General features: G+C 41.4%; 16 protein-coding genes and 2 pseudogenes. 8 read left to right on the top strand and 10 right to left on the bottom strand.

Going from position 1 to position 23,660, the window contains the following annotated elements; genetic code table 11:
* Window positions 1-195: 195 nt before the first annotated feature.
* Both HCR01_RS07925 and HCR01_RS07920 read right to left on the bottom strand, forming a co-directional pair.
* Window positions 196-711 (bottom strand): ester cyclase, encoded by a 516-nt coding sequence (locus HCR01_RS07925; protein ID WP_193195697.1) that lies wholly within the window; start codon window positions 709-711, stop codon window positions 196-198.
* Between the two features lie 209 nt (window positions 712-920).
* Window positions 921-1,778 carry an SDR family oxidoreductase gene (locus HCR01_RS07920; RefSeq protein ID WP_193195696.1) on the bottom strand — a complete coding sequence of 286 codons (858 nt, stop codon included), beginning with the start codon at window positions 1,776-1,778 and terminating at the stop codon, window positions 921-923.
* 715 nt (window positions 1,779-2,493) lie between these two features.
* Between HCR01_RS07920 and psaC the strand changes: the two genes are divergently transcribed.
* The 3 genes from psaC (at window position 2,494) to HCR01_RS07905 (ending at window position 5,696) form a co-directional block, all read left to right on the top strand.
* Entirely contained in the window at window positions 2,494-2,739 is a 246-nt protein-coding gene (gene psaC / locus HCR01_RS07915; protein WP_012411495.1) for a photosystem I iron-sulfur center protein PsaC, read from the top strand.
* 407 nt (window positions 2,740-3,146) lie between these two features.
* Entirely contained in the window at window positions 3,147-5,051 is a 1,905-nt protein-coding gene (gene glmS, locus HCR01_RS07910) for a glutamine--fructose-6-phosphate transaminase (isomerizing) (protein WP_193195695.1), read from the top strand.
* Window positions 5,052-5,123: 72 nt separating this feature from the next.
* A complete protein-coding gene (locus HCR01_RS07905; RefSeq protein WP_193195694.1) occupies window positions 5,124-5,696 on the top strand; it encodes a Uma2 family endonuclease in 573 nt (190 codons plus the stop codon).
* 26 nt (window positions 5,697-5,722) lie between these two features.
* Here the strand turns inward: HCR01_RS07905 and HCR01_RS07900 are convergent, their stop codons facing one another.
* Entirely contained in the window at window positions 5,723-6,412 is a 690-nt protein-coding gene (locus HCR01_RS07900) for a response regulator transcription factor (protein WP_193195693.1), read from the bottom strand.
* A 562-nt stretch (window positions 6,413-6,974) separates the two neighbouring features.
* Between HCR01_RS07900 and HCR01_RS07895 the strand changes: the two genes are divergently transcribed.
* Window positions 6,975-7,607: a DNA-3-methyladenine glycosylase family protein gene (locus HCR01_RS07895; protein WP_226889195.1), complete on the top strand. Its 633-nt coding sequence runs from the start codon at window positions 6,975-6,977 to the stop codon at window positions 7,605-7,607.
* 159 nt (window positions 7,608-7,766) lie between these two features.
* On the opposite strand, the gene HCR01_RS07890 is transcribed toward HCR01_RS07895, so the two are convergent.
* Window positions 7,767-8,669, bottom strand: a complete 903-nt coding sequence (locus HCR01_RS07890) for a class I SAM-dependent methyltransferase (protein WP_193195692.1) — start codon at window positions 8,667-8,669, stop codon at window positions 7,767-7,769.
* Window positions 8,670-8,873: 204 nt separating this feature from the next.
* Here HCR01_RS07890 and HCR01_RS07885 point away from each other — a divergent pair, with 204 nt between their 5' ends.
* Complete coding sequence (locus tag HCR01_RS07885; protein ID WP_193195691.1) at window positions 8,874-10,385, top strand: FAD-dependent oxidoreductase; 1,512 nt, start codon at window positions 8,874-8,876, stop codon at window positions 10,383-10,385.
* Window positions 10,386-10,926: 541 nt separating this feature from the next.
* Window positions 10,927-12,204, top strand: coding sequence for an ABC transporter ATP-binding protein (locus HCR01_RS07880; RefSeq protein WP_193195690.1), 1,278 nt, complete (start codon window positions 10,927-10,929; stop codon window positions 12,202-12,204).
* A gap of 635 nt (window positions 12,205-12,839) precedes the next feature.
* On the opposite strand, the pseudogene HCR01_RS07875 reads toward HCR01_RS07880, so the two are convergent.
* The 4 genes and pseudogenes from HCR01_RS07875 to HCR01_RS40725 form a co-directional block, all read right to left on the bottom strand.
* Window positions 12,840-13,472 (bottom strand): annotated as a pseudogene (locus HCR01_RS07875) (MAE_28990/MAE_18760 family HEPN-like nuclease).
* Window positions 13,473-14,096, bottom strand: a complete 624-nt coding sequence (locus HCR01_RS38540) for a hypothetical protein (protein ID WP_226889194.1) — start codon at window positions 14,094-14,096, stop codon at window positions 13,473-13,475.
* Between the two features lie 152 nt (window positions 14,097-14,248).
* Entirely contained in the window at window positions 14,249-14,578 is a 330-nt protein-coding gene (locus tag HCR01_RS38535) for a DUF262 domain-containing protein (RefSeq protein WP_226889193.1), read from the bottom strand.
* A gap of 136 nt (window positions 14,579-14,714) precedes the next feature.
* Window positions 14,715-16,373, bottom strand: coding sequence for a tRNA-guanine transglycosylase (locus HCR01_RS40725; RefSeq protein ID WP_226889192.1), 1,659 nt, complete (start codon window positions 16,371-16,373; stop codon window positions 14,715-14,717).
* 177 nt (window positions 16,374-16,550) lie between these two features.
* Here HCR01_RS40725 and HCR01_RS07860 point away from each other — a divergent pair.
* Window positions 16,551-16,686: pseudogene (locus HCR01_RS07860) on the top strand (sugar ABC transporter ATP-binding protein); the annotation flags it as partial.
* Between the two features lie 81 nt (window positions 16,687-16,767).
* Here the strand turns inward: HCR01_RS07860 and HCR01_RS07855 are convergent.
* Both HCR01_RS07855 and HCR01_RS07850 read right to left on the bottom strand, forming a co-directional pair.
* Window positions 16,768-17,433 carry an N-acetylmannosamine-6-phosphate 2-epimerase gene (locus tag HCR01_RS07855; protein WP_320073094.1) on the bottom strand — a complete coding sequence of 222 codons (666 nt, stop codon included), beginning with the start codon at window positions 17,431-17,433 and terminating at the stop codon, window positions 16,768-16,770.
* A 106-nt stretch (window positions 17,434-17,539) separates the two neighbouring features.
* Window positions 17,540-19,618, bottom strand: coding sequence for a GAF domain-containing sensor histidine kinase (locus HCR01_RS07850; protein ID WP_193195688.1), 2,079 nt, complete (start codon window positions 19,616-19,618; stop codon window positions 17,540-17,542).
* 93 nt (window positions 19,619-19,711) lie between these two features.
* Between HCR01_RS07850 and cobN the strand changes: the two genes are divergently transcribed.
* A complete protein-coding gene (cobN, locus tag HCR01_RS07845; RefSeq protein WP_193195687.1) occupies window positions 19,712-23,644 on the top strand; it encodes a cobaltochelatase subunit CobN in 3,933 nt (1,310 codons plus the stop codon).
* Window positions 23,645-23,660: the final 16 nt, after the last annotated feature.

Below are 23,660 nucleotides of genomic sequence, written 5' to 3'. Positions count from 1 at the left end.
GCAAAAAAACTTAAGGAAGATGGATTAAAATCAATACCTAAGAGTAATGCCTAGAGATTGATTTATGACATTGGGCGTAAGTGAGAAAAGTAAGATTTGAATCTCCTGACTGATTTGAAAAGCCCTTTTGACAAGATTTCAGTCAGGAGCGATCGCGTACTTAGATTGCGAGATATTGGCTACCTGAAATGGACATCATACCCCTAAGTTATTAATTCCTGTTTGCTTCTTAAATAGCTTGGATAAAAGACTTTTAATAATATGTGTAAAAAGCGTAGGCCCTGGTAAAAAGACAATACCCAACTGTTGCATTAATCCAAGTGCATCGCCTTGCCCCCAATGCTCTACAATTTTGCCGTTTTCAACGCGATCAATATGCATGATTGATAACTTAATTTGCTTACCTGTTGAAGGAAGACCTTGGAATTCACCAAGATGCGTAGCTGTAAATGTTCCACAAGTAACGACTGTATCTCCTTCAACAAGCACTTGGTCAAATGTATGTTGACCGTTCGTAAAGGCTAAGTAGAAAGCCATACCGAACTGTTTAAAACCTTCACTGTCAAGAGGGGTAGGTATGCCAGCCATGTGAGCGACAAAATTGGGGGCGAGAAGTGCCAAGGCTTGGCTAATATTCCGGCTGTCGAAAGCTCCATAGAATTGAAGAACGATATCTTTATTTTGTTCAGTTGAACTTATTTTTCTACACATACAGCCCCACAAATAGCTTATCTAATAATTTATCGTCCCATTGTTGAGTAAACTGCGCCAATTCAAGAAGATTGTACGCGCTTAAAAAATTTTGAACCACAACCGCGCAAGAAAGGTAAACAGCATTGACTCACAAAAAGCCCGCCTGTGATTAGTTTCACTCTATGTCACATGCGGGCTTTCTTGCTTTTTTCTTTTCTATAATGAATTTATAAGCCCATTGAATATAACATTAGACGGTCATAAACTTTGTCGGGCAAAAAACGCTTGAGGACTGCTGCAATTTTGGCATCTTGTCCAACAAGATAGCGGGTCTTTGGTTGCTTTGCAGTGAGTGCATGAACAACAGCTTGAGCTACAATATCCGCAGAAATTCCTTTAGACGCGATAATTCCCACTTTCTTACGTACAGCATTCATTGCATGTCCGTAGAGATAGTTTGCCGAGTCGGATAAATTCTGTTGTGCTATGTCAGCTTGAGTGAAAGACTTGTCCCAAATAGGGGTAGCGATCGCACCTGGTTCAATAATTGAAACCGAGATTCCCCAGGGTCGTAATTCCATACGCAACACATCTGTGAGTGCTTCTAGCGCAAATTTTGAAGCATTGTAAGCTCCAAGCAGCGGGGCGGCACTTCTACCACTAATCGAACCCATATTGATAATTCGACCGCGACCTTGGCGTAATAGTCCCAGAAATGCTTGTGTTACTGCTAGTTGTCCGGTGACGTTAACCTCCATCTGCTGTTGAAATTCGGCAATTGGTACTAATTCTAATGGGCCTGGAACAGCAATTCCAGCGTTATTTACTAAACCTAAAATCCCACTACTACCGACTGCATTTGTTAATGTTTCAACTGCAAATCTAATTGAGTCAGCGTCAGTAACATCTAAAAAAATAGGAATGAGTTTTTGTGATGCTTTTTGTTTGAGCTTTTGAGCATCAATATCTTTACGCACACCAGCAAATACAGAGAAACCCAACTTATCTAAAAGTAAAGCACACGCCTCACCAATTCCTGTTGACGCGCCTGTAATCACAACTGTACGTTGAATTTCTACAACCATTTATTCTCTCCGCGTCAGCATGTTTACCTACCAATGCTGCTAATACTAACTTCTTGAACATTGTGATTCCTATTGTTAAGTAATTTATTTGTTGTTGCTGCTACAGTAGTAACAAATTATTTAAATATTTTTAAATTCGCTGTTGTTTAGGTTTACGACATATGTAAGTAAAAATTAAGCGGATTGCTCTTTTTTGTGTTCCTATACACATAGAAAAATAACTACGATCGCAGTTGATAAATTAATCATTAGATATTACAAGGTTGAAAAAAGTGTTCGTGACACTGGGAAGTTGCGATCGCCAAGTCAGGTTTTCATCAATAGCTTGTCTCAGCACACTTTCGGTTTAATTTAGAATATTTGAATTGATAATTAACATTTCGCCATAAAACTGCTGAATTTAACAGTGGATAATCGCCAATCAATAAGTACTATAGATAACCTGCCAATTTAGTCTTTAAGATTGACTGTTGCTTCATGCAACTTTACAGTTTGACCTCGTTCTAATGAGCCAGTTGGGTAAATACCAACCTGTGATGTTGCTGATTCGTAAGGAAATAGGGATGATTTCGCACAAACCAATTGTCCTACAGGCCTATTACATTGTTTAAAGTTATGTAGCCTTTTGATTACGGCCTATCAAGCACTGCGGTAAACTATGCCTTGATTATGATTCTTTCGCAGAGAAGAACACTCGAAAGGAGCGGTTTTTTCAATGTCTCATACCGTAAAAATCTACGATACCTGCATTGGTTGCACTCAATGCGTCCGCGCTTGTCCTACCGACGTGCTGGAGATGGTTCCCTGGGATGGCTGCAAAGCTGCTCAAATTGCCTCTTCACCTCGTACAGAAGACTGCGTAGGATGTAAGCGCTGTGAAACAGCTTGTCCCACTGACTTTTTGAGCATCCGGGTTTACCTAGGAGCCGAAACTACTCGCAGTATGGGTCTAGCTTACTAAAAAGCTCAATGCTGAGTACTGAGTACTGAGTGCTAAGTACTAAGTGCTGAAACAAGAAGTAAGAGCAAATAATTTCTTAATTCTTCACTCAGGACTCAAAACTCAGCACTCAAGACTTTTTTGAAGTGTCTCAATAGCAAGCATCTTTAGCATTGTAGAGTGGGCGCTGCCCGCCTTGCAAAATCTGAATTTTAGATTGGGGATGTAATCTCTGGATATCCAACTCCTAGAAACTGCTCTGATACCGTAGGCTTAAGAGCAGAAAATTAGCTGTAAAAGCCCAAAATCTATAACAATACCTAGTGGCAGAGGGAGCATACGGCTCCCTTTTTCCTTTGCCAAAACGCTACGTTTGTGGTAAGAACTATACTGGATTTAATAATCCTGAAAACAAAGTGGTGTGAGCAATGTGCGGAATCGTTGGATATATAGGCACTCAAGCAGCGACAGAAATTTTGTTAGCTGGGCTAGAAAAACTTGAGTATAGAGGTTACGATTCCGCTGGAATCGCCACTATTTGGGAAGGTGAAGTGAATTGTGTGCGGGCAAAGGGGAAACTGCATAACCTGCGTTCTAAACTGGAACAAATAGAAACCCCCGCTCAAATTGGTATTGGTCATACACGCTGGGCAACTCATGGTAAACCAGAAGAGTACAACGCCCATCCCCATTTGGATACAGCAAAGCGAGTAGCAGTGATCCAAAATGGTATTATTGAAAATTACCGCGAGTTACGCGAAGAACTTAAACAAAAAGGTCACGAGTTCCGTTCCGAAACCGATACAGAAGTTATTCCCCACCTAATAGCTGAATTATTAAAAAATCCTCCTTCTTCCCCTCTTCCGTTCTCTCCCTCTCCCTTCCTAGAAGCAGTTCGCCAAGCTGTTAAGCGTTTGAAGGGGGCGTTTGCACTAGCAATTATTTCTGCTGACTATCCAGATGAGCTAATTGCTGTCCGCCAAAATGCGCCCTTGGTGATTGGTTTTGGTCAAGGCGAGTTCTTTTGTGCTTCTGACACACCTGCGATCGTTGCTCATACTAGTGCAGTGTTACCACTGGAAAATGGTGAAATCGCCCGTCTGACACCATTGGGTGTTGAGATTTACAACTTTGCTGGTGACAGGTTGAAAAAACAACCCCGAATGCTCAACTTGAATCCCACGATGGTAGAAAAACAGGGATTCAAACACTTCATGCTCAAGGAAATTCACGAGCAACCAGGGGTAGTAAGAGCCAGTTTAGAAGCTTACTTTAATCCTGATGTCAATCCAGCCATTGCATCTACTCAGTCGCCAATTAATCTTGGTTTGCCTGAGAAATTCTATACTGATTTAGAACAAATTCATATTGTCGCCTGCGGTACAAGTTGGCACGCAGCATTAGTAGGAAAATATTTAATCGAACAGTTAGCAGGAATTTCTACTCAAGTACATTATGCTTCTGAGTATCGCTATGCACCATCACCACTAACGCCTAATACGTTAATTATTGGTGTTACTCAATCAGGTGAAACTGCTGATACCTTGGCAGCTTTAGCGATGGAAAAAGAACGTCGCCAAGACAAAGAACCTAAATATCAAGCCCGACTGCTAGGTATTACCAATCGCCCAGAAAGCAGTCTCGGTCATATGGTGTCACATATCATCAATACCTTGGCGGGAATTGAAATTGGGGTAGCGGCGACAAAAACTTTTACCGCTCAACTAATGGCGTTTTACGCTTTGGCATTGGATTTAGCTTATCATCGTCAAACAATTTCTCCAGACACTTTAGAGAAGATTATCGACGGTTTGAGGCAGATTCCTAAAGATATTGAAGCAACTTTAGAAACTCAAGAAAGTTTAACCGAACAGCTAGCCCACGAATTTGCTGAAACCCAGGATTTTATCTTTGTGGGAAGGGGAATTAACTTTCCTATTGCTTTAGAAGGAGCGTTGAAATTAAAAGAAATCAGCTATATTCACGCCGAAGGGTATCCTGCTGGAGAAATGAAGCACGGGCCCATAGCCCTTTTAGATGCGAAAGTACCTGTAGTGGCGATCGCAATTCCTGGTAGTGTTTACGAAAAAGTTATTTCTAACGCCCAAGAAGCAAAAGCCAGAGATTCTCGTTTAATTGGTGTCACTCCGGTTAACGATGGCGAAGCAGCAGAGATCTTTAACGACTTACTCCCCGTTTCAAATGTGGAAGAGTTACTTTCTCCCATTCTCACGGTAGTTCCCTTACAATTATTGGCCTATCATATTGCCGCCCGTCGCGGTTTGGATGTCGATCAGCCAAGGAATTTAGCCAAGTCCGTAACGGTAGAATAGTCTATTGATAGAGGTAGTAGCGTTATAAGCTCTGAGAACTACCTCAAAAAACCCTTTATTAGAGGTTACATCATGACACAGATAACTACAGAGCGTCTGTACTCTTTTGAAGAATATCTTGCTTATGACGATGGTACTGATAACCGTTATGAACTGGTGGATGGGAAACTTGAACGTATGAATCCACCTACTTTCAGACATTTACTACTTGCTAAATTTCTTGAACAGACATTTGACACAGAAATCAATCGCTTGAGTTTACCTTGGCTATGCTTTAGAGAGGCGGGGGTGAGAACGGGATGGCGGAAGTCAAGATTGCCTGATGTTTATGTTGTAACGGCTGAACAGGTGATGGAATTTCTTGATGAGTCTGCTGTTTGTCAGTCTGCGCCGATATTAGTAGTGGAAGTTGTCAGTCTTGATTCAGTGAAACGCGATTATCGTCACAAACGTTCTGAATATGCAGCGCTGGAGATTCCTGAATATTGGATTGTAGACCCAATCAAGTCAAAAATTACGATTTTATTGTTGGAAGAAGGATTGTACGAGGAAAAAGAGTTTAGCGGAAGTCAGCAAATTGTATCTGCAACTTTCCCAGAAATTGCGCTTACAGTTGAACAAGTTTTAGCTGCCGGTAATAAGTGAGTGCTATCCATAAATTGTGCAGCTTGTCAATCAATTAAACCTGCTTCTCTGGCTCGAATTTGAGTTATGATTCGCAGATTTTTTCCTTGATTTTTTAATTCTTCACCATCAATTCCTAAAGCATTTTGCAGCTTATCCCAATAGTGACGTACCATGCGTTCAGATACACTAATACGTTGAGCGATCGCCTTATCTTGTAATCCTTCTTGAAACGCTAGAGTCAGCAGCATTCGCCACTCTGGTTTGACTTCTAATTCCGAATAAATATCCTTAATATCTTTCGTATGAGTTAATCCCTGTAATGCCCATTTAACTCTAGCGAGCATTTTCTGACTAGAAAGACTTTTATCAGCAACAGTAAAGCCTCCTTTGTGGGCGTCAATCTCAGGCTTCATCCTCACCAATGTCCGAATATGGGCGCTTTGAACAACGATATTCAGGTTGGAATAATTCTCCATCAAATTTGTAAGAAGTTGCATACCTATATTAGTTGATACTATCTTTCCAGGCTTGTCTGGAATATAAATATCGATTACAACAAGATCGGGCTGCAAAACCGACACTTGATTTATAGTGCTTTCGGCGGTTTGAGCAGTGAGAATTTTAGCATCTGGGTACTGAGAGCGTAGCACCTCGATTGTTCCATTTAGACATATCTCGTGACAATCAATTAAAAAAAATTTAAGTGATGCCTTTTCTGGTAAATTTTGGCTCATGCTTACTGACTCGCATTTGAATGCTTTTCCGATCAGGCTTGATATCTGATATTCACCGCCTATGAATACTTCATCTTGTTAATGTGATTTTCCTGATGCCGTCAGTATTTAATCGTAGGTGGTGACTCCGAATCTTAGAAAGTATCAGCATCATCGTTTATAATTCCAGGTTTGTGATATACTGCGGGTGCAATAATCGCAACTTGCTGCTGTGGGCTTTTTAGAACAGCTTGGCTTTTCCTAACAGAGCATTTCACTGTTTAATGCGTAGTTTACCGCCGTAGGCATCGCCTATTTCATCCAAAATTTGTTGAAAAAATTGGCGTTTAGATATCGATTCTTTTTCTATAGAGATAAAATGTACATAAGCTAAATAAATATTGAATGTACGCAGATATAAATCTGCTTAAGATTTACTTGGAACTTTTAACCACATCATGGCGATGATGAGACAGATTATTAGATATGATTGTAAAACCCGTTTCCGTTAATAAAAGCAGCCCAAATAATCATAAAACTTAGAGATACTGAAATTGTTTAGCTTAATTACTTCTCTATAAAAATGTTAGAAACATTGAATAATCAAAACTTTGCTTATGGTTTGAAAGTTATTGCTTCACGCGATTCAGACTTAGCAGATATTCTTCAATCTTTGGGTTCTCCACCTCTTTGGGTACGCAAACCAGGCTTTGCAACACTGATTCAAATCATCTTAGAACAACAAGTATCTCTAGCATCAGCTAAAGCAGTTTTTGAGCGGTTGCAACAAAGTATATTATCAATTACTCCAGAGCGATTTTTGACTTTAAATGATGACCAAATCAAAAAAATTGGTTTCAGCAGGCAAAAAGCTCTTTATGGGCGCTTGTTAGCAGAGTCTATAATTACTGGACAGCTTGATTTACTTACTCTTAGCGGAATGGATGATGAGGATGTACGTTCTGTTCTCAAAAAGAGTAAAGGTATTGGAGACTGGACAGTTGATATATATTTATTGATGGCATTGCGGCGACCAGATAGTTTACCAAAGGGAGACTTAGGGTTAGCATTGGCAATACAGAAAGTGAAACGATTGCAACAAAGACCCACACCACAGGAAATAGAGAGTATTGCCGAAAAGTGGCGACCGTGGAGAGCATTAGCCACTCGTTTATTATGGCACTATTATTTGAATGAACGATCGCTAAAGCAATGAGATTATGTACCACTGGCAGCAGTGCGATCGCAGATAATTTTAATATAGTATATACCTATTTAAAAAATAATGCGGCAGATAAACCATTGTAGAGACGTTGCAATGCAACGTCTCTTTATTTTAATCGCAGATTAAAAGTCGCCAGAGCGAATTATTTAATTAATCAAGTTGAGTACTGTAAGCACTAAAACCATAAGCCAAAGTTCCTTTCAAAGCATCTGATGGCTTGAGACTTCTATTAATAGCTTTAGCAAAAGGCATTGGAATTCCTTTGATGGTTTCCGGTAAAATTGCATATTCTTCTGTGGGTTCGACAGTGTATTGCGGACACTTCGTTTTTATGCCAGCATCAGCCAACATTTCCTCAATTTCAATGGCTGAATATTGCTTAAGGTAAACTGGGTTTCTTGAAAATAGGTTCAGCCTTCTAATAAAGTTGTGAATAATATGAGAAGGACAGAACTTGTTGTGAAAAGAATGATTGAAAACAAAAATTCCACCAGGCTTGAGTACGCGAGATATTTCAGACAACAGATTTCTTAATTGTGCATCTGGTATATGCATAAAGACGCAGTTAGAAATTACCAAATCTATAGAATTATCTTCTAGAGGTAATATTTCCGCGGAAGTGCAAATTAAGTTAAATTCAGAACCAGGGAAAAAATCATATTCTTGTTTAACCTTAATTAAACGACGTAACAAAGGTTCAGAAATATCAATCCCATAATATTTTTGGCATCTCAAATTTTTATCTTTAGAGAGATGTAAAGGAGCGCGACCGTAACCACAACCTAGTTCTAGAATAGAATCTACAGATTTATTTAGAGGGAATTTATTCCAAGTACCTCCAGGTCTGCCAGTTAATAGAGTGTAATCTTCTTTAATAGGTGAAGTTTCTGCAAGTTGCTCAATTTTTTGGGAACCATAGTATGTCTTACCAATTTTGTCCCATGTTTGTTTGTGTTTAGTCTTATTTAACTGTTCGTAGTCACTGGGAAAATAAATGCCATCTTGTAATTCAAAGTCATTCAGACTGAATTTAGCATTTGCTAATTGAGTCATTACGATTATGCCTCATGAAGAGTTAAGTCTGTTCTCTGTTATACTCTCAACTCAGCATTATCAGCAAGTATCATTTACTTAGTCGCCTAGAATGAGTCGATAAAAGAAAGAATTATTTTTTCTAAAGTCTAATAACCTCCTGAAGCTTATCTGAACGCAAGTTCGGATACATTAGTTGATGGGCTACAACAATTGGAGGCTAGGATGATAGAAGAGTCACAAAAAAAACGAGTGGTAGTTGTAGGTGCAGGTTGGGCTGGTTTAGGAGCAACCTACCATTTGTCAAGACAAGGTTATGATGTGACACTTCTAGAAGCTGGCCCCTATCCTGGTGGACTGGTAGCAGGTTGGAAAACAGGAGCAGGAAAATCTGTAGAAGCGGGTATTCATGGTTTCTGGTATCCTTACAGAAATATTTTTTCTTTAATCAATGAATTAGGAATTAACCCCTTTACTACTTGGACTCGTTCCTCGCAATATTCGCCAGCTGGTTTGGAAGTTGAATCACCGATTTTTCAAGACTTACCTAGACTTCCCTCCCCAGTAGGAACTTTTCTCTACACTCAGTTTAAACGGCTACCACTAATTGACCGTCTCAGTGCCCTGCCTTTACTTTATGCTGTTGTAGATTTTGACAATACTGATGCGGCTTGGCGACGTTATGATTTTGTAACTGCCCGTGAGTTGTTTAAAGATTTTGGCGTTTCTGCGCGACTTTACCGAGAAGCCTTTGAACCAATGTTGTTAGTGGGCTTGTTTGCCCCTGGCGAACAATGTTCAGCCGCCGCAACTTTAGGGATGCTTTACTTTTTTATTTTGGCGCATCAACCCGATTTTGATGTGGTTTGGTGTCGAGGAACTGTAGGGGAAAAGATATTTCGTCCTTGGGTGGAACGTATTGGAAAAGCTGGTGTGCAAGTTCTTCCTCAGCGTCGAGTTACAGACTTAATTATTGATAGTAATCAGCGGGCAACAGGTGTAGTTTGCGGTGATGAAGTATTTGATGCCGATGCTGTAATTTTTGCAGTAGGTATTACTGGCATGAAGAAAATTGTCTCAACTAGCCCTAACTTACAAAGCCGTGAAGAATTCCGCAATTTGAGCAATTTAGGGGCAATTGATGTTTTAGCAACTCGGCTGTGGTTTGACCGCAAAATTCATATATCTCGTCCTTCTAATGCTTGCTTTGGATTCGATACAACCACAGGATGGACGTTTTTTGACTTGAATGCTCTACATGATGAATATAAAAATGAGCCAGGAACAGTTATTGAAGCTGACTTCTATCATGCAAATCAGTTTCTAAGTTTGAGTGATGAGGAAATTGTGACAATAGTTCAGCGTTATTTAGCAACTTGTGTGCCAGCATTTCGGGAGGCAAAGGTAATTGATAGCAGTGTAATTCGGCTACCAAATGCGGTGACTCACTTTGCACCTGGTAGCTACCGCTATATGTTGCCAGCTAAGACAAGTTTTGAAAATGTGTTTATGAGTGGGGATTGGATTGCGAATCGTCATGGTTCCTGGTCACAGGAAAAGGCTTATGTTACTGGTTTGGAGGCGGCAAATTTAGTAGTGTCCTATTTGGGTCAAGGCACAACAGCGGAAATTCTACCAGTTGAGGAGGATGAGATGCATATACAAGTGGCAAGAACACTCAACCAAACAGTACGTAACTTGGGTAAATCTATCTTGCCTGACTTTTGGTTGCCGTAATCAGTAGACTTCTTGCAGAAATCGTAACGTAAGACTAAAAGGAACCATAGATGAACACAGAGAAAAGTCAGAGCGGCGAAGCCAACGCTTTGAACTCCAGTATAAACACTGGTATTTATCTGTGGTTCGATATATATCTTAATTAAACTTCTCAGACTACACCAGCGTTTTGCTGCTTCACGACTGCTATAGAGGCTTCTATGATAGCTAAAGCGTCAGTTGAGGGCGACTTCGCGCTATAAAAAGAATAATCAAGACTAAAAAGAATGTGTACTATATATAGGCGCCAAACCGTCCTTTGTCTGCGAAGTTCTGATGCCTTCTCTACGAGAGGCTGCGCCAACGGATAGCGCAGCGTTAGCGACGTAGGAGCGTCGGAAGCCTCTCTACGAGACGCTCCCTCCGCGAACCGCTCAGACTTCTCTGTGTGTCCACCACTGCGCGGAGTCTAGGGTTAAAAGTCCGGAGTCCAAAGTAATTTTGACTCTTAACTATTGATTCTTGACTATTCGCTCTTGACTATTGACAAAAAGTAACACTCGTGACGCAAGTTGTTTTAGAAAACGTTTATAAAAGTTTTTCCTCGCGTAAAGGGGAAAATGTTGTCTCACAAAACCAACTCCCACTCCAATCTGGAGAGGAAACTGATGCAGCGCGAGAACGTGCAGAAAGCGTCAATGTCTTGCGGCGGATTAACCTGACGATCGCAGATGGGGAGTTTATGGTGCTGGTGGGGCCTTCTGGTTGTGGTAAAAGCACCCTTTTACGGTTAATCGCCGGTTTGGAGGCTATGACCGGCGGCAATATCTGGGTGGGCGATCGCTTAATCAATGACTTACCACCCAAGGAACGAGACATCGCAATGGTGTTTCAAAATTATGCTCTCTACCCGCACATGACGGTGTACGACAATATTGCCTTTGGACTGCGTCGCCGGGGAGGAGGGGAGGAAGGAATTGCCCAATGGTCAGAAAATTTATTTGTGGGTGTAACCAGAAAGTTGCCTAAAGGACTCCGCTACATTTCTGACAAAGAACGAGTGGTGAATGAGCAAGTGCGTAATGTTGCTCAACTGTTGCAAATTGAAACTTTGTTGAATCGCTTACCTAAACAGTTGTCTGGAGGGCAAAGACAACGAGTTGCATTGGGACGGGCGATCGCGCGTAATCCCCAAGTGTTTTTAATGGATGAACCGCTTTCAAACTTAGATGCCAAACTGCGTGCGGAAACCCGCGCTCAAATTGTCAAATTACAACGCCATTTGGGAACAACGACGATTTACGTCACTCACGACCAAACAGAAGCGATGACAATGGGCGATCGCATCGCCATTATGTCTGAGGGGAAGATTCAACAAGTTGCTGCACCACTGGAACTTTACAACTACCCTGCTAACCGTTTTGTGGCAGAGTTCATTGGCTCACCGCCGATGAATTTCATTCCTGTGGAATTTCATGCTCCCCTGCTAATTACTCATTCTCAGTTTCGTTTGACACTTCCAGAAGTCTGGGGAAAAGCTCTGCAAAAATACGATGGGCAAACCCTAATTTTAGGTATTCGCCCAGAACACTTAAGTTTGAGTGCGCCTGCTACCAAGAATCTACCAGCGCAAGTAGACGTGGTGGAGAACCTTGGCAACGATAGTTTTCTTACTGTTAGACTTGCCGAACCAGGTTCTAATGCCAATACAGGCAATTACTTACAAGTGCGAGTACCACCAGACCGATTAGTACGTATGGGTGAGCAATTGTGGTTATCGCTGAGTCCCGATAAAATTCACTTTTTTGAGCCGGAAACTGAGCTAGCGATATTTCCTTAAAATCTGTCTGCAACTGTGCCTTTTAGAAAAGAGCCAGTGGTTGGTAACTAAAAGCTTTCATAGTGAACGCCTTGAGAAGTGATTAGAATAACGATTACTGACTGTGTTAACGATAGGCTTCTGGTTCAACCTAACCTTCTTCTGTCACTCTCCGAAAACTTTTGCTATTTCTGAATTCTAGAGCTTTTGTATATGAAGCGATCGCAAGATTTTTCCTAATAACAAATACAATAACCAAGTTTTTGTAATACGATAGCTTGTATTGATTGACTGATAAAGCTTCTAGAGATTGCCCTACCGGAAAGTGACAGAAGAAGGCTAAGCTAAAACGAATGTTACCAAGTATTGAAAGACTACCTTGTTCTGACGATACGCCTGTGGACAAAGAAGATCAAAATTTGATTCCCAATTTCCTACTGATTTTACTTAATTCCATTTGGACAAAACGTAATAATTGATTTTTTGGCATCGATTTAACGCTAAAGGAACTTCTGTTACAGTATCAGCAAAAATTTGGGGAATTACCAAAGGATTGATGTATTTTAGCAGACGATTTTGAAAGTGATCGCATCTCAAACAAGTCCTCATGCTTCTTATAATTATTTTAGTTTTCCTGAATTTTATTTTAGTATCGCCTACGGAATTTTTAGATATAGTTTTTTATCTAAGCATTCAACAATAGATATGGCTAATTCATGCATGACCTCTAAAGCCGCCTTTTCATATTTTTGATATTCTGTAATATCTTGAATAGTCATTTCTTTACCATGAGCGATATAATTTCTTCTCACAACTAATGTTTTTAGCTCAATTTTATATTGATCAACTAATATACAATCAAGACATACTTGACGTGAATTATCCATCAATACGTTCGGGTATAAATTTGAATCAGTTTCAAGTTTTACTTGAAAATCTATATTTTCTTCTAGTAGATTTTTCAAGTTTATCTGAACGAAGTTCCAAATATTTTCTGAAGACAAGTCTCCTCTTAATTCCTTAAATTGTTTTTGCAGTGAAAGTCTCGCTATTTCATCTTTACACTCTTTTCTCTTGACACCTGCTTTTTAGAGTTCATCAAGATATAAATCCCACGCAAACTTACAGAAACCTTCATAATGTGCATATAATAAAGCCCACATTGCACGTAAAAGTACTTTGTGTGCTACAGTCCCCTTAGTTGTTGTAATTAACTGTACTTTCAATGAGGTAAGCTCCGCCTCTCGCCAGTTTAAATCTTTGTCCAGTTCTACATACCAATTACTCATTTAGACTAATTCCAATAAAGCATTTTTAATAGTCTCAATCCTGCCTTGTAACTTGTCTCGTTTATTAGCCCCAGAGCCAGTATATTGTCTGAATCGCTCTGTTTGAACTGTATTAATTATTTTCTGTTTCACTAAATCATTTTGTACATTACGAATTTGCTCCAACACCTGAAAAATGCCGACTGTGATTGCTTCATAATAAGCAGGGGCAAGACCTCCAATGGGATTGTTACCTCTATATTTAACAAATGCTCCATTTCCCATTATTTCATTGATAAATGAAAATAAACTTCTAAAGTTTTCCATTTCAGTTTCATATTCAAAATCTATTTTTTTAAGGATTATATTCTCCATGTAGTCATCTAGCCAATCACGAACACTCCCTTTAAATAAATCTTGAGCATTTTTAGCAGCAAAAAACCTTAACACTAGTTCTTCATCTCCCTTTTTTTCTTTATCAGCTTGTGCAAGAGTTTCTATACAATTCTTGAAAGTAGCATGATCAGTCATCTCTAGTAAAAAGGTGTAGAACTCAACACCATCTTCTCCTAGAATTATTGCAGAACAATTACGTATTTCTTGAGAAGCAAGGATCTCACCACCTGTGTTGAGACGCTTAAACATTTCATATCGTAAAGATGACTTACTTTGCCTCTTGATGATAACGGTTCTGACTGATGAGCGTTTAATCCTAAGTTGGAGCCTTAAGGGTAAGTCCTTAAATGTCTTCCCATCCAAATTTTTAATTAAGTCGCAACCTTGAAGAACTAAATGATCTAGTTTTTTTCCTCTGGAGGAATCGGTGGAAGCAATGAAGGATCAATAAATTGAATTACTGAGCTTACACGTTGCAAACCATCAATTAATTCAAAAACTCCATTTTCGTTTTCGATCACAAAGATTTGAGGAATTGGTAGTTCTAGAATAATAGATTCTATCAAACGTGATTTTTGTTCATCTGTCCACCTGAAAAGACGTTGATATTCAGGTTGAATAATAAGCTCTTTGTTTGAGTGTAAATTCACAATTTCACCAAAGCTGAAATCAAGAGACTCAGTACGAACCTCACCAATTTTCTGATCTATAATCTCTTCAAGTGAACTCATCTATCTTTCTCCTTGTAGAGTCAGTTCAGTATTATTTAGGACTAAACTCACTTTTTCTACCAATTCTGCTACATTTTCCTTACGGAAAAACTCGGTCATTCTACGGCTTTTAGGTTTAACAGGAAGCACTTGTAAATTAGATACCTCCTTTGCTGCTTGCTCTAAGATGGTTCGATATGCCTTGCTGGTGGCCATAACCAATACAAGCATCATAGTGCTTACTGTGATGCTTCAAGTAAGCTACTAGGCGCTCTGTGACTAGAAAAATTTGTGCTTCATCCAGTGGGTCTAAACGAAAATCGTAGCTCATAACAGCTTCATAAGCCTCATATTTTTCTGGAACTGGGCCATATAATCCCGATAGTGTAACCTTATCTACTGATGTTGTTACATCGCCCAAAACTTTCTCTATTCGTTCCGTAATGAAGCGATGGGAGCGAGATTTAGAGTAGGGCTTTTCTCCAGAACAAGGAATTATCAGCATAATATGCTTACTAGAGGGCGGTACATAGCCATTGTTTAAAACATTAAAATCATCAGGTTTATATTTCAGAGAAATAACCTGCTCATTCTTTTTGAACTCTTGTTTTTTAGAAACTGATATTAGTGTACGTGACAGCCTAATTTTTAACTCAATATCCTCAGAAGCGATCGCATCTATTGCAGGTTGAAGATGCTTCAGCTTTTTTATGTGTTCAATAAGATATTCCTGTAAATAATCTGCTTCTATAGCCTCTCTAGTTTGATCAACAATACGAAAATCCATTTCTAGGTTATGTAAAGCAATGTCGGCATAATATTTGCTTTTATAATGACCATTATGAACTGGTTTACCACTAACTTCGGATATCAATGCATCTTGGATATGTTCTAAATTTGCTTGTTGACAAACACGGCAATTACAAGTCAATTCTTTCATTTCCAATACTGGCTGTGGTCTCATTGTTTCAGGATTAATGTAACTCAAGCTCCTCGTTTCCTGAACATAACTGCTAGAGTCGAAGCTATCCACTCCTAAATAAGCTAATATCGGAATTAAACTACCAGTTATACCAAATACATGAATAGGTGTTATGTTTTTTCTTTGAGCAGGAATGCTATCTTGCAAGCCCTTAATCAAATCAACAATTATCGTAGTTTTATTAGCACCTCGTAGTGGCACTAATGAGCCAACTGCTAATCCAAAATTATAATATTTTAATTCCTCTTTTTGAGACTCATCGAATACCTGTCTGACATAATTGCTCATGCTATCTCTATCTTGACCATGAGCAGCAACATAAAGAAAAGGTTTCCATTGAGATGGTTTTTGTAGTAATCGAGCAGCAGCAATAGCATTGTCTAAGCTTTTCTGCATACGTTCTTTTGCTTCAGACGCTGCTAGTTTTGGAGGTAAAGGATAGTCTAATGTAGCGATGATATCTCCACCAAAGTTCTGTTGTAACTTCAATATAGACTGAAAACCTTGTCCATCTTCCATAGATAGACCATATGCAGATAAATCTACACTATTGTTCCAAAGGAGTTTGAAACCACCAGAATCAAGAAATATTGGAGCAGTATATTCCACAGGAGGACAGACATCCTCACGATAACGCCATTTAATACCCAGCTTTCGCCAAGTTGCCAAGGCGTTTTGCTTCTTCGGGATGAAATCTAAGAAGTGAAGTACCTGAGACATTACTGGCAAATTGCGACGCAAAAGACCATTAGACTTATCTGCTTGTAAAATGTACTTCCACAAACCTCCACCATTTGCTGTTGTCCCAGTGATTAAAGATACTACTGGAAACAAAAGAGGAGTACGAAAATTTTGTCCGTTGTAACTGAGTCTGCCTACACGACCATTTTATGAGACTTTTTCAACTGCATATTCTAAATATGTCATGAAGTTGCTTCTTCTTCGAGCAAGCAAAAATATAGAACAGATTATGATTCTGTCCTATGGTAAGTGAGCAAAAACATTTATTTGACCATAGTTAATATTGTGGAATTACAACGCCAGTTGGGAACAACTACGATTTACGTCACCCACGACCAAACAGAAGTGATGACGGCAATCCGCGATTATGTTTGAGGGGAAGATTCAGAAAGTTGCTGCCCCATTATAACTTTACAACCACCCTTGGTCAGAAGCCTCCGCTCAAAGTTCTCGGAAGTCTTCATTGTGACTTATCTCCGGTAACGTACTAGCTCCTAAACAAAGATTTATAAGCTTTAACTTGCAAATCAATTCCTGTAATGGCTGTGCCAACTACAACAGCATAAGCCCCTAAATCTAATGCTTTACGAGCCATTTCAGGTGAAGAAATACCACCTTCACAAATCGCGGGAATATGTAACTGTTGCACTATCTGCGTGAGAAGTTCCCAGCCAGGAGGAGGGTAATTACTTTCGAGAGTGTAGCCGTAAAGAGTTGTGCCCACAATATCAGCACCAGCATCGACGGCTGCTTTTGCCGCCTCAATTGTATCCACATCTGCCATCACTGGTTTACCCAATTCCTGATGAATTCGGGCAATAATATCTGCAATTTTTTCACCACCAGGACGCTTTCTGCATGTTGCATCTATGGCAATAATATCCGCTCCTGCTTTTGCAACAGCAGCCGCATGGTAAAACTGTGGCGTAATGTATACATCGGATTCAGCTATTACTTGCTTCCATAGACCAATAATTGGCACTTTCACCCTTTCACGCACGGCACTAATGTGATTCGGCGTGTCAATCCGCACACCCACTGCACCATTATTGACGGCAGCTTTTGCCATTGCTGCGATTATTATCGGCTCATGCAATGGTGAATCAACTGGTGCTTGACAGGATATAATCAGTCCCCTGCTTAAGCTTTGAATTGGGCATTGGGCATTGGGGAGGCAGTGCGGTCTTGGGGTTTCCCCAAGTGGAGCAACTGCCGTCATTGGGCAAAAACTTTTGGACTCTTGACTCTTGACTCTTGACTCAACACTCAGCACTCTTATGTGTTGGTATCCATATAGTAAAAATTGAACCAATACCTACAGTGGATTCTACTTCAATTCGACCTCGATGGAGTTCCACGAGTTGTTTAGTTAAAGCCAAACCAAGTCCAGTCCCTTCGTAGCAGCGGCGATAGGGTGTATCAAGTTGCTGGAATTTTTCAAACATGAGTGGTAACTGTTCTTCAGGAATGCCAATCCCAGTATCTTCAACTTGAAAGATAGCGGTGTTGTCTTCGACCCAAAGGCGCAAAGTAACGCTACCACCTTCGGGAGTAAACTTAATGGCATTGGTTAATAGATTCCAGAGAACTTGCTCTACTCGCCCTGCATCCGCAGTAAAGCGATCGCGCCGTGGGTCAATTTGCAAATCGAGTTTAAGACTGACTTGCTCGCTAGTCGCTTTTTCTAGCAGTGATTCCACTACATTTTCTGCAATTTTTGTCAAGGAAAATTCTGAAATATTTAAAACTGCTTTACCAGCCTCGATTTGCGATAAATCCAGGATGTCATTAATCATGTCTAATAAATGTTCGCCACTGTCGTGGATTGTTTGCAGATAACCCCTTTGTCGTTGACTCAACTCACCCAAAGGCCAACGTAACAAAGTAGAAGACATACCAATGACGTAAGTTAAAGGAGTGAGCAATTCATGGCTGATGGTGGCGAGAAATTCACTTTTGAGGCGACTAGCGGCTTCGGCGGCGAGTAAGGCGTCACGTAGTGCCATTGTGCGCTCAATCACTCGTTGTTCGAGAGTTTGTTTTTCTTGGGTGAGTGTTCGCGCAGCGTCTCGTAGAGATCGCATTAACTCAGTTTGGTGAATGGCGATCGCTAATTGTTCCGCGATCGAGGTCAGCAAGCTCTTTTCGCTCTCAGTCCACTGATGTGGTGAATTGCACTGATGAGCAATCAGCAAACCCCACAATTTTTCTTCCAATATAATTGGTGCTGCTAACTTGGCCCGGACTTGGCTTTCCCTTAAAAAATTTAACAAACACTCCTCCAGAGCGTAAGTTTTTTCCACATCATCCACAGCTAAGGTAAAGCCCCGATTATACTTCTCCCAACATTGGGAGGTTCGCATAAAGCAATTTTGTTCTTTGTAATTCAATACTGATGGGATAGCATCTCTAGCACGAGCTTCGTAAACAATACAACCTCCGTAATCTTGGTAGTCTTCAACTGGGGGTTGGGGATTGATTGACACAGAAGGTGAGTTTTGACCATTGAGTGTTGAAGCGCTAGGTACGTGAGTAGAGAAGTCAGAATACGCGTTAGCAGCACTTTGAACTAACGACTGCTTTCCGTTGAGATTGTGGCGTCTCGTTGTCACAACTGCTGTTCCATTGAGAGATATGACCTCGGACTGGCGTTGTTGAGCCTTGACTTTAGAACCCTCAAATCTATAGATTACTAATCTGTCTAATTCTAAAAACTCACGCACCTGTGTAATTGCCGTTGCCATAATTACCGACAAATCCAAACTTTTGCGGATTTGAGTTGTCACCTGATTTAACAACCGCTCTTGGGAAATCTGTTTTTTCAGGGCATCTTCCACAGGCTGACAGATATAAACTTCAGGTTTAGTTGTGCTTGAAGATTCTGTCGCTTCCTGGTTTTGCTGCGGTAGGAGATACTCTAATAACAACAGCGTAAATTTACTTTGGAGTGTGGCATCATTAAAACCCAGAATTTGACGATAGCGTTCAAGGTTTTGGTGAGTGTAGGAATCACGCCCAAACAAGTCTCTCAATTTCGAGATAAAGGAGGCGATCGCCTCTGAATTAAATGTCAACCTAACATTTAGACCTGAGTAAACTTCTTGCTCCCTCTGCTCTATCTTTCCCACCAAAAGCGCACTAAACCGCTCAGAAACAACCAGTGTAAACTTTTGCCCTTGCCACTCTACAGGTAGACGAATCCGCGCCAGCACAGCTTCCGTGAGTATCAAAACTTCAGTTTCTACTGCTTGAGCCATCTGCTGGAACAATTCCCCAAGCTGATTAAATACAACTAAAGGCAAGTTTCGAGAAAAGCTCAAATCAGGAGAACTAAGCATTTTCAATTTTCTGGTTAGAGAGGGCTGGAGGTTGTGCGGAAAGGTTGTTTTGATTATGTACCAACCAACAGTTTAAAACGGTAATACAGGATTATGCATCGTATAAGTGCCACATCAGGCGGATGGGATCAGTCAGAAGGTTTAATTTTTCTAGAACAAACTCCAGCGGACTTCGTATTGATTACGGCTGCTGATACCGATATTCAAACTCTGGCGGCTGCGGTTCCCAAATTACCAGCAACATTTCCGGCATTACGAGTTGCCAACCTATTGCAGTTGCAGCAACAAATAAGTATAGATGCTTACGGAGAGCAAGTTTTGGAACTTGCTCAAGTAATTATTTTGCGCCTATTAGGAGGACGTTCTTACTGGGCTTATGGTTTAGAAGTAGTTCAAGAAATTGTGCAACGTAATGGCACAACCCTCATTGTAATGCCAGGAGACGACGCTCTTGATCCCGACTTAATCTCTCAATCTACCCTGCCTTTAAATATTGTTAACCAGGTATGGCAGTACTTTAGCCAAGGGGGCATAGAAAATTTCGTTAACGCGCTCCAATTTATTGCCGATACTTGCTTATTAACTTCATTTAATCCCCTACCCCCTCAACCGATTCCTCGTGTGGGATTGTATGAATGGGGGCTGGGGACTGGAGACTGGGGAGCAGGGGAGCAGGGGAGCAGGGGGGCAGAGGGGCAGAGGGGCAGGGGAGAGTTAGAACTGGATTCATCCACCTTAGAACCTCAAAGCTTCCAATGCCTCCTACCCAAAGTCGGCATCCTGTTCTACCGCGCCCATTATCTAGCGGGAAATACTAAGGTAATTGATGCTTTATGTGCAGCTTTGTCTGAGAGAGATTTACAACCATTGCCAGTGTTTGTTTCTTCATTGCGTGACACCGATGTCCAAGCAGAGTTGACCGAATTTTTCCAGCCCAAAGACTCTGAGCAAATTGCACTGCTGCTAAATACCACCAGTTTTTCTCTAGCACGGTTGGAAACAGACACGCCCCAAATTGACCTGTGGGAAAAATTAGATGTGCCAGTGTTGCAGGTTATCCTTAGCGGCGGATCAATTGAGCAGTGGGAATTGCAGTTTCAAGGGCTGTCTCCCCGCGATATAGCGATGAATGTGGCGCTACCAGAAGTAGATGGACGAATTATTAGCCGTGCTGTGTCTTTTAAAGCAGTGCACACTCGTAATCCCAACCTAGAGACAGATGTGGTAATTTATGAACCAGTGAGCGATCGCATCGATTTTGTTGCTAATCTAGCAGCCAATTGGGTGCGTTTACGTTCCAAACCACCTCAAGAGCGGAGAATTGCCCTAATTTTGGCAAATTACCCCAACCGTAATGGACGCCTAGCTAATGGTGTGGGTCTGGACACTCCAGCTAGTTGTGTGGAAATCCTTCAGGCTTTGCACTCGGCTGGGTATGAGGTGGAAAATCTACCTACTCAAGGAGATGAGTTGATTCAACGTCTGACAGCTGGCGTAACAAATGATCCGGAAGGTCGAGAATGGCGTCCGGTACAGCAAAGTGTTGCTTTGGCAGATTATCAAGAGTATTTTGCTTCTTTGCCGCCAGCAGTGCAGCGGGGTATTGGTGAGCGTTGGGGAGATTCTGAGCAGGGAAGCAATGAACAATTCTTCCCCTCTACCTCTTTTCCCGTTCCCGGAATTCAACTCGGTAACGTCTTCGTGGGAATTCAGCCAGCAAGGGGCTATGATATTGACCCCAGTTTGAATTATCATGCGCCGGATTTGCAACCAACCCATGCTTATTTAGCTTTTTATTATTGGGTCAGGGAATGTTTTGGGGCTGATGCTGTGGTTCATGTGGGAAAACATGGAAATCTAGAATGGCTGCCCGGTAAAAGTGTAGCTTTATCTAGTAATTGTTATCCAGAAGTGGCTTTTGGAGCACTTCCCCACCTGTATCCGTTTATTGTGAATGACCCAGGTGAGGGTTCACAAGCAAAACGTCGCGCTCAGGCAGTGATTATAGATCACCTGACACCACCTATGACTCGTGCAGAACTCTATGGTTCCTTGCAACAGTTAGAAAATTTAATTGATGAGTATTATGAGGCAGAAAGTTTAGATCCTTCACGTTTGCCAGCTATTTGCGATCGCATCCGCAAGCTGGTAATCACAGAAAATCTTTACCGGGATTTGGGAATTCAAAATGAAGACGAAATTGGAAATTTAGAATCTTTAATTTTGAAGTCTATAGATGGTTATCTTTGTGAATTGAAAGAAGCCCAAATCCGTGATGGCTTGCATATTTTTGGGCAATGTCCTCAAGGACGCCAACTACGTGATTTAATAGTTGCGATCGCCCGAACACCTAATCGCTATTCTTCAGGTCTAACCCGCGCCATAGCTGAAGATTGGGGTCTAGATTTCGACCCTCTCACAGCCGATTTGTCAATGTCTAGTGAGCAGTGGAAAGTAGTCAATGGCAAAGACTGTCGCACCATCGGCGATGTCGTTGAAGTGCTAGAAGAACACGCAGCCGAGTTAGTAGAACAACTTATCGCTCAGCACGGGCTAAACGCCCCGCTACCGCTAACAAAACTCACCACTGTTCTTGATTGGATACGCGATCGCCTCCTCCCTGCTGTCCAACAAACTCACCAAGAAATCACCAACTTATTACACGGACTCAATGGCAGATATATCCAGAGCGCTCCATCTGGCGCACCCACACGCGGACGCCCGGAAGTCTTGCCAACTGGGAGAAACTTTTATTCTGTAGATATTCGTGCCATTCCTACAGAAACAGCTTGGGATGTAGGTAGAAAAGCAGCTGAAACCCTCATTGAATGTTACACTCAAGAACACGGTGAGTATCCGACAACACTAGGATTATCATTGTGGGGAACTGCCACCATGCGGACTGGGGGTGATGACATTGCTGAGGCGTTGGCTTTACTCGGTGTGCAACCTGTGTGGGATGGAGCAGGGCGGCGGGTAGTAGATTTTGAGATTTTGCCACTTGCGATTGTTGGGCGTCCCCGTGTAGATGTAACCTTGCGAATTTCTGGGTTCTTCCGGGATGCTTTTCCCAATTTAATTGATTTATTTGCTCAAGCAGTCGCAGCAGTAGCAAATTTGGATGAGCCACCAGAACAAAACCCTCTAGCAGTTGCAGTTCGCCAAGAAACTGAGTTGTGGACTACACAAGGTTTAACTTTAGAAGCAGCACAAGAGCGATCGCGCTATCGAATCTTTGGATCTGCTCCCGGTGCTTACGGTGCTGGACTGCAAGGTTTGATTGAATCGCAAAACTGGACAGATGACCAGGATTTGGCTCGTGCCTACATCAACTGGAGTTGTTACGCTTATTCTTCGGGAAGCGGAGCAGAGGGGCAGGGGAGCAGGGGGGCAGAGGGGGAAAATAAAAGAATTTCTTCCCAATCCCCAGCCCCCAATTCCCAATCCCCAGTCGCCGCACCCGAAGCATTTGAGCAGCGCTTGGCACAAATGCAAATTGTGCTGCACAATCAAGACAATCGCGAACACGACTTGCTCGATTCTGACGATTATTACCAGTTTCAGGGTGGGTTAACAGCGGCGGTGCGTTCTCTACAAGGAAAAAATCCCCAAACCTATTTTGGTGATAATTCCATTCCTGCCCAACCACGCGTTCGCCAACTGAGAGAAGAAATTGCACGGGTGTATCGTTCTCGCGTAGTTAATCCCAAGTGGATTGCAGGGGTGATGCGCCACGGTTACAAAGGTGCATTTGAAATGGCGGCAACGGTGGATTATCTATTTGCCTACGATGCTACAGCTAAATGTGTGGAAGATCACATGTATCAAGGGATAGTACAAGCGTATTTGCTTGATCCATCTGTCTCAGAATTCATTCAACAAAATAACCCCTGGGCGTTGCGTGATATGGCTGAAAGATTATTAGAAGCACACAAGCGCGGTTTATGGCAGGATGTAAATATACGGACATTAGAAATTTTGCGGAACCTAGTACATCAAGCTGAAGCAACTATCGAAGAAAAATAAACGGTGTAGGAAATAA

Origin of the sequence: Nostoc sp. MG11, from assembly GCF_014904695.1 — a bacterium.
GTDB lineage: Bacteria > Cyanobacteriota > Cyanobacteriia > Cyanobacteriales > Nostocaceae > Komarekiella.
This window is presented reverse-complemented; position numbering and strand designations above follow the sequence as displayed.

Bases quoted from the DNA above. Each gene is read 5' to 3' on its own strand.
- psaC (WP_012411495.1), top strand. From the start codon at position 2,494: ATGTCTCATACCGTAAAAATCTACGATACCTGCATTGGTTGCACTCAA.
- HCR01_RS38540 (WP_226889194.1), bottom strand. From the start codon at position 14,096: ATGTTTAAGCGTCTCAACACAGGTGGTGAGATCCTTGCTTCTCAAGAA.
- HCR01_RS07920 (WP_193195696.1), bottom strand. From the start codon at position 1,778: ATGGTTGTAGAAATTCAACGTACAGTTGTGATTACAGGCGCGTCAACA.
- HCR01_RS38535 (WP_226889193.1), bottom strand. From the start codon at position 14,578: ATGAGTTCACTTGAAGAGATTATAGATCAGAAAATTGGTGAGGTTCGT.
- glmS (WP_193195695.1), top strand. From the start codon at position 3,147: ATGTGCGGAATCGTTGGATATATAGGCACTCAAGCAGCGACAGAAATT.
- HCR01_RS07905 (WP_193195694.1), top strand. From the start codon at position 5,124: ATGACACAGATAACTACAGAGCGTCTGTACTCTTTTGAAGAATATCTT.
- cobN (WP_193195687.1), top strand. From the start codon at position 19,712: ATGCATCGTATAAGTGCCACATCAGGCGGATGGGATCAGTCAGAAGGT.
- HCR01_RS07885 (WP_193195691.1), top strand. From the start codon at position 8,874: ATGATAGAAGAGTCACAAAAAAAACGAGTGGTAGTTGTAGGTGCAGGT.
- HCR01_RS07850 (WP_193195688.1), bottom strand. From the start codon at position 19,618: ATGCTTAGTTCTCCTGATTTGAGCTTTTCTCGAAACTTGCCTTTAGTT.
- HCR01_RS07895 (WP_226889195.1), top strand. From the start codon at position 6,975: ATGTTAGAAACATTGAATAATCAAAACTTTGCTTATGGTTTGAAAGTT.
- HCR01_RS07900 (WP_193195693.1), bottom strand. From the start codon at position 6,412: ATGAGCCAAAATTTACCAGAAAAGGCATCACTTAAATTTTTTTTAATT.
- HCR01_RS07925 (WP_193195697.1), bottom strand. From the start codon at position 711: ATGTGTAGAAAAATAAGTTCAACTGAACAAAATAAAGATATCGTTCTT.
- HCR01_RS07890 (WP_193195692.1), bottom strand. From the start codon at position 8,669: ATGACTCAATTAGCAAATGCTAAATTCAGTCTGAATGACTTTGAATTA.